Annotated in this window: 16 protein-coding genes and 2 tRNA genes; 12 read left to right on the top strand and 6 right to left on the bottom strand. The window is 34.6% G+C overall.

Annotated features, from left to right (window positions below):
• Positions 1-23: 23 nt before the first annotated feature.
• The 7 genes from J7E44_RS21525 to J7E44_RS21495 all read left to right on the top strand — a co-directional run bounded on the left by J7E44_RS21525 (position 24) and on the right by J7E44_RS21495 (position 9856).
• Entirely contained in the window at positions 24-770 is a 747-nt protein-coding gene (locus J7E44_RS21525) for a glycerophosphodiester phosphodiesterase family protein (RefSeq protein ID WP_214833561.1), read from the top strand.
• A gap of 330 nt (positions 771-1100) precedes the next feature.
• Positions 1101-4073, top strand: a complete 2973-nt coding sequence (locus J7E44_RS21520) for a SusC/RagA family TonB-linked outer membrane protein (protein ID WP_214833558.1) — start codon at positions 1101-1103, stop codon at positions 4071-4073.
• A gap of 11 nt (positions 4074-4084) precedes the next feature.
• On the top strand, positions 4085-5536 hold the full coding sequence (locus tag J7E44_RS21515) for a SusD/RagB family nutrient-binding outer membrane lipoprotein (protein WP_214833555.1): 1452 nt from the start codon (positions 4085-4087) through the stop codon (positions 5534-5536).
• 31 nt (positions 5537-5567) lie between these two features.
• On the top strand, positions 5568-7151 hold the full coding sequence (locus J7E44_RS21510) for a calcineurin-like phosphoesterase C-terminal domain-containing protein (protein ID WP_251040648.1): 1584 nt from the start codon (positions 5568-5570) through the stop codon (positions 7149-7151).
• Between the two features lie 209 nt (positions 7152-7360).
• Entirely contained in the window at positions 7361-8074 is a 714-nt protein-coding gene (locus J7E44_RS21505; RefSeq protein ID WP_214833552.1) for a 3-ketoacyl-ACP reductase, read from the top strand.
• A gap of 100 nt (positions 8075-8174) precedes the next feature.
• Positions 8175-9002 (top strand): 50S ribosomal protein L11 methyltransferase, encoded by an 828-nt coding sequence (gene prmA / locus J7E44_RS21500; protein ID WP_214833549.1) that lies wholly within the window; start codon positions 8175-8177, stop codon positions 9000-9002.
• A 17-nt stretch (positions 9003-9019) separates the two neighbouring features.
• Positions 9020-9856, top strand: coding sequence for an SH3 domain-containing protein (locus J7E44_RS21495; protein ID WP_214833546.1), 837 nt, complete (start codon positions 9020-9022; stop codon positions 9854-9856).
• Positions 9857-9918: 62 nt separating this feature from the next.
• On the opposite strand, the gene J7E44_RS21490 is transcribed toward J7E44_RS21495, so the two are convergent.
• Positions 9919-10818 carry a cyclase family protein gene (locus tag J7E44_RS21490; protein ID WP_214833543.1) on the bottom strand — a complete coding sequence of 300 codons (900 nt, stop codon included), beginning with the start codon at positions 10816-10818 and terminating at the stop codon, positions 9919-9921.
• 32 nt (positions 10819-10850) lie between these two features.
• Complete coding sequence (locus tag J7E44_RS21485; protein WP_214833540.1) at positions 10851-11465, bottom strand: Crp/Fnr family transcriptional regulator; 615 nt, start codon at positions 11463-11465, stop codon at positions 10851-10853.
• A 390-nt stretch (positions 11466-11855) separates the two neighbouring features.
• Between J7E44_RS21485 and J7E44_RS21480 the strand changes: the two genes are divergently transcribed.
• Positions 11856-12944 (top strand): fatty acid desaturase family protein, encoded by a 1089-nt coding sequence (locus J7E44_RS21480; protein WP_214833538.1) that lies wholly within the window; start codon positions 11856-11858, stop codon positions 12942-12944.
• 182 nt (positions 12945-13126) lie between these two features.
• Here the strand turns inward: J7E44_RS21480 and J7E44_RS21475 are convergent, their stop codons facing one another.
• From J7E44_RS21475 to J7E44_RS21465, 3 genes are all read right to left on the bottom strand, one after another.
• Positions 13127-13399, bottom strand: coding sequence for a GIY-YIG nuclease family protein (locus tag J7E44_RS21475; protein ID WP_214833535.1), 273 nt, complete (start codon positions 13397-13399; stop codon positions 13127-13129).
• 171 nt (positions 13400-13570) lie between these two features.
• Positions 13571-13644 (bottom strand) — tRNA-Arg (locus J7E44_RS21470).
• A gap of 25 nt (positions 13645-13669) precedes the next feature.
• A tRNA-Pro gene (locus J7E44_RS21465) sits at positions 13670-13744 on the bottom strand.
• A 319-nt stretch (positions 13745-14063) separates the two neighbouring features.
• On the opposite strand from J7E44_RS21465, the gene J7E44_RS21460 reads away from it, so the two are divergent.
• Both J7E44_RS21460 and J7E44_RS21455 read left to right on the top strand, forming a co-directional pair.
• A complete protein-coding gene (locus tag J7E44_RS21460) occupies positions 14064-14267 on the top strand; it encodes a ribonuclease domain-containing protein (protein ID WP_214833533.1) in 204 nt (67 codons plus the stop codon).
• Positions 14267-14590, top strand: coding sequence for a hypothetical protein (locus J7E44_RS21455; protein ID WP_214833531.1), 324 nt, complete (start codon positions 14267-14269; stop codon positions 14588-14590). The genes J7E44_RS21460 and J7E44_RS21455 overlap by 1 nt, the downstream gene beginning before the upstream one ends.
• A gap of 121 nt (positions 14591-14711) precedes the next feature.
• On the opposite strand, the gene J7E44_RS21450 is transcribed toward J7E44_RS21455, so the two are convergent.
• Complete coding sequence (locus J7E44_RS21450) at positions 14712-15203, bottom strand: DUF6985 domain-containing protein (protein ID WP_214833529.1); 492 nt, start codon at positions 15201-15203, stop codon at positions 14712-14714.
• 143 nt (positions 15204-15346) lie between these two features.
• On the opposite strand from J7E44_RS21450, the gene J7E44_RS21445 reads away from it, so the two are divergent.
• Together J7E44_RS21445 and J7E44_RS21440 are read left to right on the top strand one after the other, a co-directional pair.
• Positions 15347-15910 carry a hypothetical protein gene (locus J7E44_RS21445; protein WP_214833527.1) on the top strand — a complete coding sequence of 188 codons (564 nt, stop codon included), beginning with the start codon at positions 15347-15349 and terminating at the stop codon, positions 15908-15910.
• Between the two features lie 194 nt (positions 15911-16104).
• Positions 16105-16437 carry a hypothetical protein gene (locus J7E44_RS21440; RefSeq protein WP_214833525.1) on the top strand — a complete coding sequence of 111 codons (333 nt, stop codon included), beginning with the start codon at positions 16105-16107 and terminating at the stop codon, positions 16435-16437.
• Positions 16438-16550: the final 113 nt, after the last annotated feature.

Below are 16550 nucleotides of genomic sequence, written 5' to 3'. Positions count from 1 at the left end.
ATTTTTAATTATCTGATTATATTATGAAAAAAATTATCTTAGGGTTAGCAGTTTTAAGTACAGTTGTAATGAATGCACAAACCCAGATTATCGCACACAGAGGCTATTGGCAATCACAACCGCCAACAACGGAAAATTCATTGAAGTCATTGGAAAATGCTCAGAAGTTAAAAATTTACGGAGCTGAGTTCGATGTAAGGATGACTAAAGATGGTATTCTCGTGGTTAATCACGATGAACATCATGCAAAAATGGAAATTTCTGATACGGATTTCAAGGAATTGGAGAAGGAGAAACTATCAAATGGTGAGAATTTTCCTACATTGAAAGATTATCTAAAGCAGGGAAAGAAAGATAAATCACTTAAATTGATCGTTGAGATCAAACCTGATAAGACCAAGGAAAAAGAAGATGAATTGGTTCAAAAGACTGTTAAGATGATCAAGGACATGAAGTTGGAATCTCAGAGTGAATTTATTTCTTTCAGTTTAAATATCTGTAAAGAGATTAAGAAAGCTGAACCAAAATTCAAAGTTCAATATCTGAATGGAGAGTTATCACCTGAGCAGATCAAAAATGAAGGATTAGACGGGATAGATTATCATTACAGTGTTTTTGATAAAAATCCAACCTGGATATCTGAAGCAAAAGCATTGGGATTAATTACGAACTCCTGGACAGTAAATGATGTTGCTGTATATGACAAATTAAAAGGCCAGGGAATTGGGTTTATTACAACAAACATTCCTGATCAACTGAAAAATAAATAATGATCTGAAGGTTTATTTTAAACTTAAAAATCTTAGGCTTGCCTCTTTTAAAGGGTAAGCCTTTTTTATATACCCGTATTAATTATCTGAAATTCAATATTTTAATGGTATAATTTTATTTTATCAGAAAAAGACAATAAAGATAGGGATATGAGTTATGCTATCCATATTAAAAATACGTAATTAAGTTATTGTGTTGGTAACCAACGTTGTGTGACTTTCTGTTGATAATTAGTTCATATTTGGTTTAATATTTTTTTAATAAATGTTAAAACCTTGTTAAGGTCTTGCTGGTAATGTCGCTTTAATTTTGCGCAAACAAAAAAGGATATGCGTAAAGAGACACAGAAACTATTGGTTTTATCGTTGTTGGGATTAGTTAGCGTCAACCTAACAGCTCAGCAGAAAGCTAAAAAGGATACCATAAAAAATATTGATGAAGTTGTGGTAACTGCTTTAGGTATAAAAAGACAGGATAAATCTTTAGGTTATGTTGCCGAAACCATTAAATCTGAGGAGATTTTAAGAACTCAGAATAATAACTGGGCTCAGTCTTTAGAAGGTAAAGTAGCGGGTTTAAAAATACAAACAGCAGGAGCAGGACCTTTAGGAAGTTCATTGATCAAATTACGAGGAGATATCTCCATGAATATGGATCAGAACAATGCTCTTATTGTAGTGGATGGTGTTCCTTTAAACGGATCAACAACAGGAACCGGGTTTTCTGCTTATGGAGCAGGTGCTAAAGCCGATCTACCAATCGATTATGGAAATGGGGTCAACAGTATTAATCCCGATGATATTGAAACAGTAACAATTCTGAAAGGCTCTACCGCCGCTGCTTTATATGGTTCAAGAGGAGCAGGTGGAGCAGTTATGATTACCACAAAATCCGGGAAAACTAAAAAAGGAAAAATACAGATTACGTTAAATTCGTATTCCAGCTATGATAGTGTATTAAAATGGCCGGATTATCAATACGAATATGGACAGGGTACCATGCAGAAGGATACCAACGGGAATTATTTCTATTCTTATGGAGCTTCACCGGACGGAGTAAGTACAGGAGGTACAAGTAGTGCTTTTGGGCCAAAATTCGATGGCCAGTCCTATTTTCAATATGATCCCACTGTAGAAGGTCAAAGCTTAACAAGACAATTGTGGAGGCCTTATAAAGATAATATCAAAGGCTTCTGGGAGACCGGGACAACATTTTCAAATAACATTGCCCTGGAAACCTCCAACGAAAATACTTCTTTCAGAACTTCATTAACGTATCTGAAAAATGAATGGATGATGCCTAATACTGGTTTTGACAGGTTCAATGCAGCACTATCCTTTGATCATAAATTAAATGAAAAATTAAAAGTTGGGGTTAAGTTTACTTTTAATAAAACAAAAAGTGATAATCTACCCGCCACAGGATATAGCAACCAGTCCATTTCTTATTTCATGATCTTCCAGAATCCTAATGTGGACCTGGCTTGGTATCAACCGATCTGGAAAAAGGATAAATACCAGGTGGATCAGATCCATCCTTTTAGTTCATATATCGATAACCCTTATATGATCGCTTATGAAATGCTAAATGGTGTTGATAAGAATTTTATCACCGGAAATGTCAATCTGAATTATAAGATTACCAAGAATTTCGAAGTAATGTTAAGATCTGGTCTTGAACTAACCAATGAGGAACGTACTCAGAAGAGACCATGGAGCTCCGCCAACTATTTACAGGGGATGTATAGAGAGCAGCATATTAAACAAACAGATTTAAATAACGATTTATTATTTACTTATAAAACTACTTTTAACGATTTTGATATTACTGCATCGGCAGGGGGAAGCATTAGATATTCAGAATACACGATGTATGATTATCTGGCTGATGGCTTACTAAAGCCGGGGATTTATACTCTTGCAAATGGGATAGCGCCATCATTTAAATTTGCTACACCAAGTGATAAGCAGGTTAACAGTACCTATGGATTGATTACTTTAGGATATCAAAATAAAATGTTCCTGGATCTTACCGCAAGAAATGACTGGAGCAGTACTCTTCCAAAAGAAAACCGTTCTTATTTTTATCCTTCTGCGGGAGTCTCATTTATTCTTTCCGATATTTTTAAGCTGACATCTAATCAATTCAATTATTGGAAGCTCAGAACATCATGGTCCAGAGTAGGAAACGATACCAACCCGTATTTATTAGTGAAATACTACAATAACAGCATTTTTGCCGGATCAGTAGAATCACCATCGCTTTTTCAGAATCCAAATTTAAGACCTGAAATGCTTACAAATATTGAGGCCGGAATGGATTTTAGTATTCTTAAAAACAGGATCAGCTATTCTATTACTGCATATCAAAACAATTCTAAAGATCAGATCGTAAAGATTCCGGCATTATGGGAAACAGGATATAGCCTCAGAGTTATTAATGCAGGTGAAATAAGAAACCGAGGTCTTGAAATGACCTTAAATACTTTTCCAGTTAAGAATAAGAATTTCTCATGGAGTGTAAATGCCAATTGGTCCATGAACAGAAATAAAATACTATCTCTTCCATCTGAATTTCAAGGGGAACCTTACACTATGGGAAGCGTAGGTGGAGTGGTGTATTATAATGCAGTTGTGGGCGGTTCTTTGGGTGACATGTATGGATATGGATTAATGTACTCTCCGGATGGGCAGGTGGTTTATGGAGCTGATGGCCTAACTGCAAAACCAACTCAGATGAAGAAAATTGGTAATGCATATCCTAAATGGAGAGCAGGGCTCCAAAATGAATTCAGATATAAAAATTTCACCGTAAGTTTTTCATTTGACGGACAGTATAAAGGTATAGCTTATTCACAGTCTCATCATAAAATGACAGAGCAAGGAAAATTGGAACACACTTTAATAGGAAGAGATAACCCGAATGGATTAATTGTTGGCGAAGGTGTTGTACAAAATCCAGATGGTTCTTATTCCCCTAATACCAAAGGGGTAGCTGTTTCCTCTTATTACGCGGATTATTATAGAAGAGCTAATGTTGAAACCAACTCATTTGATACCTCCTTTATAAAGCTTAGAGATGCCCGGATCTCCTATTCTTTTCCAAAAAGCGTTACAGAGAAGTTAAAATTAACAGATCTGACCTTAGCATTATTTGGTAGGAATCTTTGGATGTGGACAAAATTCCCTCTGTTTGATCCTGAAGCAGCAACGCTTAATGACAATCAGATTACTTCAGGTGTGGAAATGGGACAATTGCCTACAGCGAGAACAGTTGGAATTCAACTTAATGTTAAATTTTAAAATTTGAAATCATGAAAAAATTACTATTAAATATCATATTAATCTCAAGTTTAGGCCTTACTGCTATTTCTTGTGACAGAAGTTTGGATGAGGTAAATATTGATGACAGCAGAATTACTGATCCCGTTGCCTCAAAACTATTGATTCCAATCCAATATAATATGGCCTCGGTCAATTATATGAGAGCAAACGATTTTACATTTGACATCATGCAGGTTTCTCTTGATTTTCCTAATGAAGGAAATTCTCTCAGTCGGTATTATTTAACGGAAAATACAGGAGCTGGATTTTGGAATAATTCTTATAAATGGCTGAAACAGGTTTCAGATATGAAACTGGCTGCTATAAAAGATGGCGATAAAAATTATCAGGCGATTGCCATGGTAATGAACGCATGGATTTATTCTAATCTTACAGATACTTACGGAGATATCCCATTTACAGAAGCTTCAAGATTGGACGACGGTATTTCTCAACCGAAATTTGACAGACAAAAAGATATCTACGTTCAGCTGCTGAATGACTTAAAAGAAGCAAATTCACTTTTTATTACAAACAAAGTTCTTATAGGAAGCGACCTTTTCTATAAAGCTGAGACTGATCCTAATGGAATTCTAAACTGGAAAAAGTTTTGTAATTCGCTTTCTTTACGTTTATTGACGAGAATTTTAAAGAAAAATGGGGAGGTAAATGTTCATGAGAGAATTCAGGAAATCGTTAATGATCCTACCACTTTTCCTCTTTTCCAAAATAATAATGAAACAGCTAAGCTTGATATTACGGGAGTGTCACCCATGTTGCCTCCCATTGCAAGACCTCAGGATTTTACAACAGGAAGAGCGGCTTCAGAGTTTTTTGTTGAAGTTTTAAAAGCAAATAACGATCCTCGTTTGGCATTGTTTTTTTCTCAGGCTAAAGATCTAGCAACTAGTCAGAATATTGGATATAAAGGAGCTCCTTCAGGATATGCCTTTGGAACTTCATTTAATTATCAGCCATCGAACATGAACCAAAACCTGGCAAAAGCACCTTTAAAGATTCTTATTTATCCATATGCTGAGTTGCAGTTTACGCTTTGTGAGCTTGCAAACAGAGGGATAATTCAAGGAAATGCCCAGGCTTATTATGAAAATGGAGTGAAGGCAGCAATAGAACAATGGGGTGCTGTAATGCCTGCTAATTATTTTGCAAATCCGAATGTAGCATACAGTGGGAATATTGACCAGATTATGCTTCAGAAATATATAGCTCTTTTCTTTGTAGATCAGCAACAATGGTTTGAAAAAAGAAGAACAGGATTTCCGGTACTTCCAAATAATGGTGGACTCTTAAACAATGGGAATCTTCCACAAAGATTGATGTATCCACCAAATCCAAAGGTTTTAAATACAACCAACTATCAGAATGCAGTTCAGCAGATGGGTGGAGATGATATCAACATCAAAACATGGTGGAATAAATAAGAACAACTTATCATATAAAATAAATCATACTATGAATATAAAACTCTTAATGCCTTGTCTGTTAATTTCAGCAATGGCATTCTCACAAACGTCAGTATCCGGTTATGTATACGAGGACGGAAATAAAAACCAGAAAAAAGAAAGTCGCGAAAAAGGAATTGAGGGAGTTGCAGTTTCCAATGGTGCTCAGGTCATTTTGACTGACAAAAATGGAAGATACAGTTTGCCTGTTGTTGAAAATCAAACAATATTTGTAATCAAACCTTCAGGGTATATGACGCCAATAAATGGGAATAATTTACCTCAGTACTATTACCAGTATAAACCAAAAGGTTCACCGGCAGATTTTAAATATAAGGGAACAGCACCTACAGGGGAACTTCCAAAAGAGCTGAATTTCCCACTGAACAAGCAGTCAGAAAATAAAAATTTTGACATTTTAGTTTTTGGAGATCCTCAGCCTTATACAGAGAAAGAACTGGATTATTTTAAAAGAGGAATTGTAAATGAGGTTAAGAATACCAAAAAAAATGCTGTTCTAGGAATAAGCTTAGGAGATTTGGTGGGGGATAATTTGAGCCTTCAAAAACCTTACGCTGATGTCATGAAAGAAGTTGGATTGCCTTGGTACAATGTGATGGGGAATCATGATATGAATTATGATGCTAAAGAAGATCAGTTTTCAGATGAAACGTTTGAGTCCAATTTCGGACCCGCTAATTATTCTTTCAATTATGGAAATGTACACTTTATAATTTTAGATGATATTTTATATCCTGATCCCAGAGATGGCAAAGGCTATTGGGGAGGTTTTCGTAATGATCAGTTACAATTTATTGAAAATGACCTGAAAGTAGTTGATAAAAATAAACTCATTGTTATTTCTTTCCATATTCCTTTAGAGCACAATAACGAAGATAACTTCAGAAATGCAGATCGTCAGAAATTGTTTGATTTTTTAAATCCTTTTCCAAATGCTCTTCTTTTATCGGCACATACACACATCCAACAGCAAATTTTTTATGGAAAAAAAGCGGGCTGGAATGGAGAAAAGGACCTGCATGAATATAATGTAGGAACAACTTGTGGTGACTGGTATTCGGGAACCCCTGATGAAGCAGGATTGCCAACTTCTACCATGAGAGACGGAACTGCAAAGGGATATTCATTTATCAGTTTTACAGATAACCAATATAAAGTTAAATACAAGACCGCCGGAAAACCTGATGATTACCAAATCAAATTGTATGTTCCGAAAGTAATTCCATATCCATCAAAAACTTCTGCTAAAATTCTTGCCAACTTCTTCATGGGAAGTAAAAAAGATAAAGTAGAATATAGAATTGATAATAGTGAGTGGAAAGATATGGAGTACGATGAAACAATTGATCCTAATTTTGCCCTATCCGTTTTCAAATGGGATACTACGGATAAACTTTTCCCTGGAAGAAGACCTTCAAACCCTGAAATGGCAAAACACATTTGGATTTGTGGATTTACAAATAAATTAACGCAAGGAAAACACAAGGTTGAAGTGAAAGCAACAGATATGTATGGAAATCAGTTTTCCGCTTCAGAAGAATTCGAGGTTACAGAACCTACTCTTATTCCTTAGTTTTTTCATTTTACTATACTTTCAAAAAACCGGCTTTATCAAAGTCGGTTTTACTTTTTAATCAATTCAAAAATGAGATTGAGGGATTTTTACAGCTTACGAATCAATATTTTTCAGAAGAACAGTGTCATTGCTGAAAAAACATTTGTGTTGATCATTGTCTAAACAAAATTTGCTTTCGTAAATTTGCTTTACGAAAAAGTACTAGTATGAATATAAAAGGAAAAAGTGCCATTGTAACGGGTGGTGGAAGAGGTTTAGGTAAAGCAGTTGCTTTAGCGTTGGCTAATGAAGGTGTGAATGTTGCAATTACCGGAAGAAATGAAACAAATCTGAAAGCTACTGTTGAAGAGATTAAAAATATTGGGGTAAATGCCGCTTATGCTATTTTTAGCGTTGATGATGAATCAGCAGTGAAGGAAGGAATTGAATCTTTAGTAAAAGAACTTGGTGGTGTAGATATCCTGATCAATAATGCTGGAATCGGAAACTTTGGAACGATTGAAGAAATGCCTTCAGAAACCTGGGAACAGGTTATTAAAACCAATCTTTTCGGAGTGTATTATGCTGCAAAAGCGGTGTATCCATTTTTAAAAGAAAAAGGAGAAGGCGATATTGTAAACGTTGCCTCTACAGCAGGTTTAAAAGGTGGCGGAAATATGTCTGCTTATGCAGCTTCTAAGGCTGCCGTGATCTCTTTATCACAATCGATGATGGCGGAATGGAGAAAACAAAATATTCGTGTAATTACTTTAACACCAAGCACCATTGCTTCGGATATGAGTATTCAGGGAGGATTAACAGATGGAAACCCTGAAACTGTACTTCAGCCAGAGGATTTTGCAGAATGGGTAAGGGATATTTTGAAAATGAACAGAAGGGCATTAATTGCGAATGGTTCTATATTTTCAACAAATCCTTAAGACGGGGAACAGGTATCAGATATATTTTAAATGATTTATTTTATATCAATAGAAGCGGGTTTTAGCCCGCTTTTCTTTATTTTTGTACCAAATTGATCACATGCAAAATTATTTAGAATTCAACTTCAAAATTTCTCCGCTTCAACCTTGGAATGAAATATTAATGGCAGAGCTTATAGAAATAGGTTTCGACAGTTTCACAGAAGAATTGGAGGGGATTTTAGGATATATCCAGAAAGATTTATTTAATGAAGATGAACTTAAAGCATTACCGCTTTTCGAAAATGAAAATGTAAAAATAGAATATACTTTCCAGGAAATGCCGAACATCAACTGGAATGAGGAATGGGAAAAGAATTTCTCTCCGATCAACATTGATGATAAAGTTTTGATCAGAGCGGAGTTTCATGATTCTGTAGCAGGAATGCATGAGATTATCATTCAGCCTAAAATGTCTTTCGGAACAGGACATCACCCAACTACCCATTTAATGATCCAACAGATGATGGATATTGATTTTAATGGTAAAAAAGTTTTAGACATGGGATGTGGAACTTCCGTATTAGCTATTTATGCAAAACAACAAGGAGCTGGAGAAGTGAAAGCAATCGATATTGATGAGTGGTCAGTTGAAAATTCTAAAGAAAATTCTGAAAGAAATGGGGTAGTTCTTGATATTGAACAGGGAACTGCAGAGAACTTAGGAAAAGAGAATTTCGATATTATTTTAGCCAATATCAACCGTAATATTCTTATTTCAGATATTCCTACGTATGTTTCTGTTTTAAATGATGGCGGAAATTTATTGTTGTCAGGACTGTGTTTCTTTGATGTAGATGATATTCTGGAAGTATGCAAGGAAAATAACCTTGAATTGAAAAAACAGTTACAAAGAGAGGAATGGGTAAGCTTATTGCTTGAAAAATAAGAATACAAAATAACTATATGAAATCCTTATTTACTGTTTTCTTTTTGTTTGTACTTCAGCTTTTTTCTGCTCAGGAAGATGTTTATGCAAATGGTGTTTTTGGATTTGAAGAAAATAAAGGACAAAAGATATTTTCGAACTGGACAAGAGTCAGACAGGAACCTAAAGTGGATGCTCAAATCGTAGATTCTTTACAGACGAATCAGCAGATTCTTATTCTTCAAAAAGATGAAAATATTTTGAAATTAGGAGAGAGACGTTCCAATTGGTACAAGATCTCCTATCAGAAAGGAGAGCAAACTGCAGAAGGTTATATCTGGGGTGGAAATCTTTGTGTGGGATACAGAAATAAAAACGGGTATGATTTTCTCTTTGGACTTTCAAAAACTGAAACCAAAAAAGATAAAGCATCCGGAGAAAATTTTAAACAAAATATAGCAAGTATAAAAGTGCTTGAAGGCAATGCCCTGATCGATGAGGTTTTTTTTGAAACCGGACAAGGTGAAGAGTTAAGCTATGGAACATTTACTATAGAAAGCAACCATAAATTACAAAATGTAGAACTGACTTTAAAAGCAATGGTTTCAGGAGAAGCTTGTGGAATTGCCAGTTATGATCAATATGTATTATTTAAAGATAAAAAACTCATTACCTTACCGAAATTAACAAATGTAGGTGATGCCGATGTTTATTATCACAGTGAAAGTTTTGTATTTCCAAATGATAAAGGTGGAATTCCCAATGCTTTTATTTTTAAAATGGAAGAAATGGAAAAAGATGAAAAGGACAGGGAAAAGAAAAAACATTCTTCTAAAACATATCTTTGGGATGGCAACTCTTATAAGCTTAAATAAATTTTAAATAACAAATATAAAAACCACCATGAATATTGGTGGTTTTATTTTGAAAGAGTTAATTAGTCTGGGTTTTTCAGTATTGAAGCAAATGCTCTGACTGGAAATGTACCCATCCCCTTGAACTTTGGAGGAACAGCACTGAAAGTAAAACCTTCTTGAGGAAGTAAATGCAAATTGCATAAATGCTCCACGATTATAATTTCGGCGCTGAGAAGGGTGGTGTGAACAGGCCTGGCTTTACCTGATGTATTGTCGATATTAACGGAATCAATACCAACTAATTTGACGTCACAGTCTCTCAGATATTCAGCTGCCTTTTGGGTTAAATAAGGATGTTTTTCAAAATAGGTATCAGTTCTCCAGTAAATGTCCCAACCCGTGTGTATTAAAACTGCCTTGTTTCTGATTTCATAATTTTTTAAATGATCTTCAGTAATTTCTAAGGTTTCGGAAAATGGAATCCTGATGACTACAGCATCCAGTTCAGCGAATTTTTCTAATTCCATTCCTGACAGATCTTTTCCATTCTCAAATCTATGGAAAGGACAGTCGATGTAGGTTCCGGTATTGGTCACCATTTCAATTTTGCCAATTTGAAACTCTGTTCCCTCTTCGTAATACTGCTTAGAGTCTTCCCTGCTTAAATAATCACAGATAATAGGTGCTGGTAAGCCCTTGTAGGTGATAAGTCCGTCCTCTATGATATGGCTTAGGTCAATAAGTAGATTCAATGATTTTGCGGGGTTAATGGGTTTTCGTTTATGTGGTTCATTAAAGATTTGCTTATTGATAATATTTGTTTTTCTGACCATTAGAAGTCTTAAATCTTTAACAATATAATCTGCAAGTTCTTTGTCTGTAATATCAACTCCTGCAATATCAAGCCTGAAGTCTTCCCCTTTTATGTTTCCTCCGTTGGTAAAATAAATTTCAAAATCAAATTTCACTCGTTTATCCATAACTGTTATGTTTTGAACAAAGGTGAAAAAACTTAAATGTTATCTACTTGACTTATATCAATTGAGTCTACTTTTCTACTTCTGATCCTGCTTAATGTCTCCGGACTTATTCCAAGATAGGAGGCGATGTGAAAAAGAGGGATTCTTGTTTCTGATTTTGGAAAGAGGGATAGAAAGTAAAAGTAACGCTCAGCGGAGTCGTGAAGTAAAAATGAACTTTCCCTTCTGCACTTTTTAATAAATTCGTTTTCTAATATTGTATGGGTTAATCTATACCATTTGTTATCCTCACTTAAAAGTTGATCGATTAAATTTTTTGGTATTACAATGATTTCGCAATCTTCAATGCAATGAAAATTCAGTTTTGTTTTTTCGCCAGTCAGAAAGCTTGTCAATGCTGTGAGAAAATTATTTTCAAAGAAAAACTCGGTGTTTATTTCTTTGTAATCTTTAAAGTAAAAGCTTCTTACCAATCCTTTCTGAAGGAAAAACAAATCATTTGCTGTTGTATTTTCTTTTATGATAGAATCTCCACTTTTCAGATTTAAAGCTTTAATGCCGGATATTAATGTTTGTTTTTCACTATCTGATAAAGGAAATAGTGATTGTAAAATATCAACAAATTGGGCTACATTATATTCGGTCACAGTTCGGTTGGGTTAATAAGAGAAAGAAATTAGATAAAGCTAATGTACAAAATATTAGGGCACATTATTATAAATGAATAAATAGAATTGTGAGTTTTAAAGTGAACATAAGGGGTTGTCATTGAGCTTTTTAGTAAATGAAGGCGAGGTGTTTTCTAATGTTCTGTCCGTCTTTTTAGGTAATATTTATTACAAAGGGATACAATTAATTCGAGTAACGACACAACCTTATAGATGTGCGTTTTATGAAACTATAATAAATTAACAATTAATACGTTATACATATATACAATCTGGTAATGTACCGGAAAACTCAATACCCTCCTTATTCAAACACCCGATTTTAGCACATCTGTTTGTTCGCGTCAGGTAGATCAAACAAGATATCTTATGTCACAAAAAGTAAAATTCTCATCAACTTCTGGCTCTCTTTTTTATGCAACCCTAAGGAGTAGAGTAGATCAATTTTTTAGTCAGCATCAATTAAGTCAACATGCTAATGTCCACATGTGGGGTAAAACTGCGTTTTTCCTTGCTGGGTTCACAGGAGTTTACCTTTTAATCATTTTGGCTCCATTACCTATCTGGATGTTCTTACCACTTGCTGCAGTTCTGGGTATGTTTAGTGCCTTTGTAGGCTTCAATGTGTGTCACGACGCTATACATGGTGCCCTCTCTGGTAATAAAAAAGTGAATAAACTGTTTGGGATTATTTTTAACCTGATCGGCGCCAATCCATATGTTTGGAGTATCACCCACAATGTGGTTCATCACACCTATACAAATATACCTGGCCACGACGAGGATATTGAGGTAGCACCGGGATTGATCCGGATTGCTGAAGAAGATGAAGTGAATCGCATTCAGCGATACCAGCATTGGTACGCCTTTCCGCTTTACAGTCTGGCCTCCCTGTCATGGGTATTCCGTAAGGATTTTGTGAAGTTTTTCCAGAAAAAGATCGGTGCACATCAAAGCAAACATCCGAAGCTGGAGTATTTCAATTTATTTTTCTATAAAGCGCTTTATTACTTCCTTTTTATTGTATTGCCCCTATTGGTAATGGATGTAAGCTGGTGGCAGTTTCTGATCGGCTTTTTGTTTCTGCATATTGCCGAAGGCTTAACGATGGGACTGGTGTTTCAGCTGGCTCATGTTGTTGAAGGCACTAATTTCCCTGTGCCTAACGAATCCGGACAGATGGAAGAAGCCTGGGCAGAACATCAGATGCGTACAACTGCGAATTTTGCAACACACAATAAGCTCGCAGCATTTTTCCTTGGTGGACTGAACAGGCAGATCGAACATCACCTGTTTCCTAAAGTATGCCACATACACTATGGAGAGATCTCCGTCATTGTAAAAAAGACAGCGATGGAGTTCAATTTGCCTTACAATGAAAATAAGAGCTTTTTATCCGCGCTGCGTTCGCATTTTATAACGCTGAAAAAATTTGGTAAAGAGGCGAGTACCAATTAGCTAAAGTATACCTATCTCCTTAAGTGAGCGCGAAAGGATTCGAACCTTTGACCGTCCCGACTAAAAATCGGATGCTCTATCTTATCTGAATTGCTACATGAAATTATAAAACAAAAAAACTCACAATAAAGATTGTGAGTTTTAAGTGAGCGCGAAAGGATTCGAACCTTTGACCGTCCCGATTAAAAATCGGGATGCTCTATCTTATCTGATGGTTTAATAAGGTTTTGTATTTTATACTTACTTTTCCAAGCTTTTACTTCTCTTTCTCTTTTGTATGCTTCGGATTTGGTATTGAAAGGTTCAAAATAAATAATAGTCCAGTCTTTGGTTTTTGCTGTAAAACCTTTATGGTTTGAAAGATGTTTTCTTAACCTTTCTTGTAGACTTTCACAAGAATGACCAATATAATATTTGTCTAAAGATTTAGAATAAAGTATGTAGAAATAACACATGAAACTAATGTAAACAAAAAAACTCACAATAAAGATTGTGAGTTTTAAGTGAGCGCGAAAGGATTCGAACCTTTGACTGTCCCGATTACAATCGGGATGCTCTATTTTGTGTGAATTAATACATGAATTATGTAAACAAAAAAACTCACAATAAAGATTGTGAGTTTTAAGTGAGCGCGAAAGGATTCGAACCTTTGACCGTCTGCTTAGAAGGCAGATGCTCTATCCAGCTGAGCTACGCACCCTAAATAGGTTTTTATTTTAAAAAAGTCGGGGCGGCAGGATTCGAACCTGCGACCTCCTGGTCCCAAACCAGGCGCGATGACCGGACTACGCTACGCCCCGATTAAAGGTCATCTAAAAACGAGTTTTACCTCTTTTTTTGTGGGTGCAAATATATGATAGTTTTTTGAATTAAAAAAATAAAAATTGATAAAATATTACTGAATTAAAAATGATTGTCGCTATAAGGTTATTAATCATTATGTTAAATCTATGTAGAGATGGTCTGTTAATTAAGCGTAAAATAAACTTAATAATAATATGGCAGAAATAATAGAGTAATGGGAATGATCAATTTTTCTTAGATTTACCATTCGGAGAAACGATGATAGAGCAGCAGACTGGAGTATATAATAATCCATAGAAGTTTAATGCAAAAGAATTGGAAAATTTTGAAATATTACCTAAAAAAGGTAAAAATGTTAATATTGATTATAGAACTTATGATTTAAATGAGTCACCTACATCGGAGCAGAGAGAAAATTGTGCAACCAGAGATAAAGCAAGAATAGTAACTGGTAGTGATGGTAGTGCTTATATTACAAATCTACATTATAAAAAAGGGTCATTTAAAAAAGTTAGATAATGAGAAAAGAGGAACTATACGATTTAAAATATACTTTATCCGAAAGTATTTATCCAATGCTAAAAGCTTTTAAAGATAAAGTAGATAAAAAGGAGATGCCAACTTTACCTGATTTCAAAAATGAAATCTTTTTTGAAGATAAAAAGATGACTGTTGATTTAATGTTTAGGTTTTGGAGTGATAGGCTCGGGGAAATGATTTTCCCATTTGAATATTATTGTTATCCAAAAAAATTTGAGAATATTTCAATAGATGAAAGGGAGGAAAAAATCCAAAAAGGATTAGATGTTTTTGCAAAATATTTCAATGATTTGTGGATCTAAAAGTCATATTCTCCTGTGCTAATGCTAGCGTCTCGCTCGTATCCAACAAAGAAAAAATTATAAAAAAAGACCGGAAAATATATTTTCCGGTCTTTTGTATTTTAGAATGCTTAACAAGCAATTATGTCTCTGCAATTCCACCAACTTTTTCTATCTGCCCACCTACAAGCTTAAATTCAATTCCATGTTCGGTATCCACCTGATAACGAATACTGATTTTAATAGTGTGGTTTTCTAAAACCCGTAAATACATTAGTTCTTTAATATACTCATTGTGGCTTTCTACACTATCAATACCCAATGCTGCTTCGCCGGATTTTTCTGGGTTTTCAAAATAATGAGCATAATGCTTTTGATAATAAGTGAAGGCTTGATCTTGAATAATACCCAAGTTTGCATCTATGTTATCTAGAAAATCCTGATAAGTGATAGCAAACGCTGCCAGCTGATTTTCAGTGGGTGGTTCTTCAATTTCTTCTCCATCATCATCAAACTCTTCTCCAAGAAATATAGTAATATTCTGTTCTGTGAAAAACGGATGAGAGAATGAGATATGAGATGAAAAACCTGCCCAATCTTGATCTACGGAGCCCCAATATTGATGTGTTGTCATATTTTTTTAATTATAAACATAATGTGAAAATAGAAATAAATATCGTTAGATAGATGATTCTTTTGCGTAAAAAATTTTTACATTTTCTTACATTTACCTTGTCGGAAAATTATAAGGTGGACCTATTTTAAATAATAAAAGAAATGATAGATATCATAGAATTTAAAGAGAATTTGGGGCTAAGCGAAATCCCAACGGAGCTGGAAAAATTGATCTATTTTCAGAACAATATTTCTTCTTTCGAAAATTATGTAGATGGTTTTGGAGTTTTAATAGATGATAAATCTGGATTGATGAGTTGGAGCGAGGATGAGAGTTTTTTGAATCGTTTATTTCCTTTTGCTCAGGCAAATGGTTCGGGTTCAATTTATGCAGTTTGGAATGATGGATCCAATCAGCCCTTAAATCAAATGCCTATTGTGGTTTTTGGAGATGAAGGTGGTGTTCATATTGTTGCAGTCAATATCTTGCAACTTTTTTACTTGCTCACCTATGATACTGAAATTGGAGTGGATTTTGATGAAGCTTATTTTTACAGAGACGAAGAGAGTTATGGAGAGAGTGAAGATTTGAGGGAATATTTAAAGTGGATGAAAGGAGACTACAATTTTGATCAAATTGAAGATCCTAATTTGCTGATTAAAGTTGCTCAGGAAAAGTACAAAGAGATTTTTGATCAATGGTTTGAACAGTATTTTCAAGATTAATCAATCAAGGCATTCTCACAATTGTATAGGTATAATTGTGGGTAAGTAATAAAAGTAACTCTACGAATACTAATATAAAAACAGATATTATAAAATTGAAAGAAACAGATTTTTATAAAATGTACCTACCAGCATTAGAACAGGTACTAAAGAATGATTCTTTAATTGAATAAAACTTGTCAGAATTGATCAATATGCACTACCAAAATTATAATTATACAAGCAAATCCGAAGTAATAAAAATTCTTGATAGCAATACAAATATTATAGAGGTAATTATTGGAGCAATCAATGGAATAAATGATCCCGAATGGTTGGAAGGATTATGCATAAGGTATATTCTTAATGAAGATTTTGGGATAGCAAGGGCTGCAAAATGCGGAATTAGTGACATAGTAAGAATGTATGGCAAATTATCCAATAGGAAAGTAGTAGAAATGCAGTTTACTCAAATTAATGACCAAGAGCTGGAATATGCAATTAAGGAGGTAAAAGATGATCTTAGAATATTTTTAAAAGATGGCTGAAAACAAAAAAACTCACAATATGAATTGTGAGTTTTAAAGTGAGCGCGAAAGGATTCGAACCTTTGACCGTCCCGATTAAGTAAATCGGGATGCTCTATCCTATATTATTTCTT

The sequence above is a fragment of the Chryseobacterium sp. ISL-6 genome (assembly GCF_018613715.1).
GTDB lineage: Bacteria > Bacteroidota > Bacteroidia > Flavobacteriales > Weeksellaceae > Chryseobacterium > Chryseobacterium paludis.
Note: the sequence above shows the minus strand (reverse complement) of the source record. Positions and strands in the feature narration are given on the sequence as shown.

What these genes read in the sequence shown, in the direction of transcription:
- J7E44_RS21525 (WP_214833561.1), top strand. Translation starts at nt 24, where the DNA reads ATGAAAAAAATTATCTTAGGGTTAGCAGTTTTAAGTACAGTTGTAATG.
- J7E44_RS21520 (WP_214833558.1), top strand. Translation starts at nt 1,101, where the DNA reads ATGCGTAAAGAGACACAGAAACTATTGGTTTTATCGTTGTTGGGATTA.
- J7E44_RS21515 (WP_214833555.1), top strand. Translation starts at nt 4,085, where the DNA reads ATGAAAAAATTACTATTAAATATCATATTAATCTCAAGTTTAGGCCTT.
- J7E44_RS21510 (WP_251040648.1), top strand. Translation starts at nt 5,568, where the DNA reads ATGAATATAAAACTCTTAATGCCTTGTCTGTTAATTTCAGCAATGGCA.
- J7E44_RS21505 (WP_214833552.1), top strand. Translation starts at nt 7,361, where the DNA reads ATGAATATAAAAGGAAAAAGTGCCATTGTAACGGGTGGTGGAAGAGGT.
- prmA (WP_214833549.1), top strand. Translation starts at nt 8,175, where the DNA reads ATGCAAAATTATTTAGAATTCAACTTCAAAATTTCTCCGCTTCAACCT.
- J7E44_RS21495 (WP_214833546.1), top strand. Translation starts at nt 9,020, where the DNA reads ATGAAATCCTTATTTACTGTTTTCTTTTTGTTTGTACTTCAGCTTTTT.
- J7E44_RS21490 (WP_214833543.1), bottom strand. Translation starts at nt 10,818, where the DNA reads ATGGATAAACGAGTGAAATTTGATTTTGAAATTTATTTTACCAACGGA.
- J7E44_RS21480 (WP_214833538.1), top strand. Translation starts at nt 11,856, where the DNA reads ATGTCACAAAAAGTAAAATTCTCATCAACTTCTGGCTCTCTTTTTTAT.
- J7E44_RS21475 (WP_214833535.1), bottom strand. Translation starts at nt 13,399, where the DNA reads ATGTGTTATTTCTACATACTTTATTCTAAATCTTTAGACAAATATTAT.
- J7E44_RS21455 (WP_214833531.1), top strand. Translation starts at nt 14,267, where the DNA reads ATGAGAAAAGAGGAACTATACGATTTAAAATATACTTTATCCGAAAGT.
- J7E44_RS21450 (WP_214833529.1), bottom strand. Translation starts at nt 15,203, where the DNA reads ATGACAACACATCAATATTGGGGCTCCGTAGATCAAGATTGGGCAGGT.
- J7E44_RS21445 (WP_214833527.1), top strand. Translation starts at nt 15,347, where the DNA reads ATGATAGATATCATAGAATTTAAAGAGAATTTGGGGCTAAGCGAAATC.
- J7E44_RS21440 (WP_214833525.1), top strand. Translation starts at nt 16,105, where the DNA reads ATGCACTACCAAAATTATAATTATACAAGCAAATCCGAAGTAATAAAA.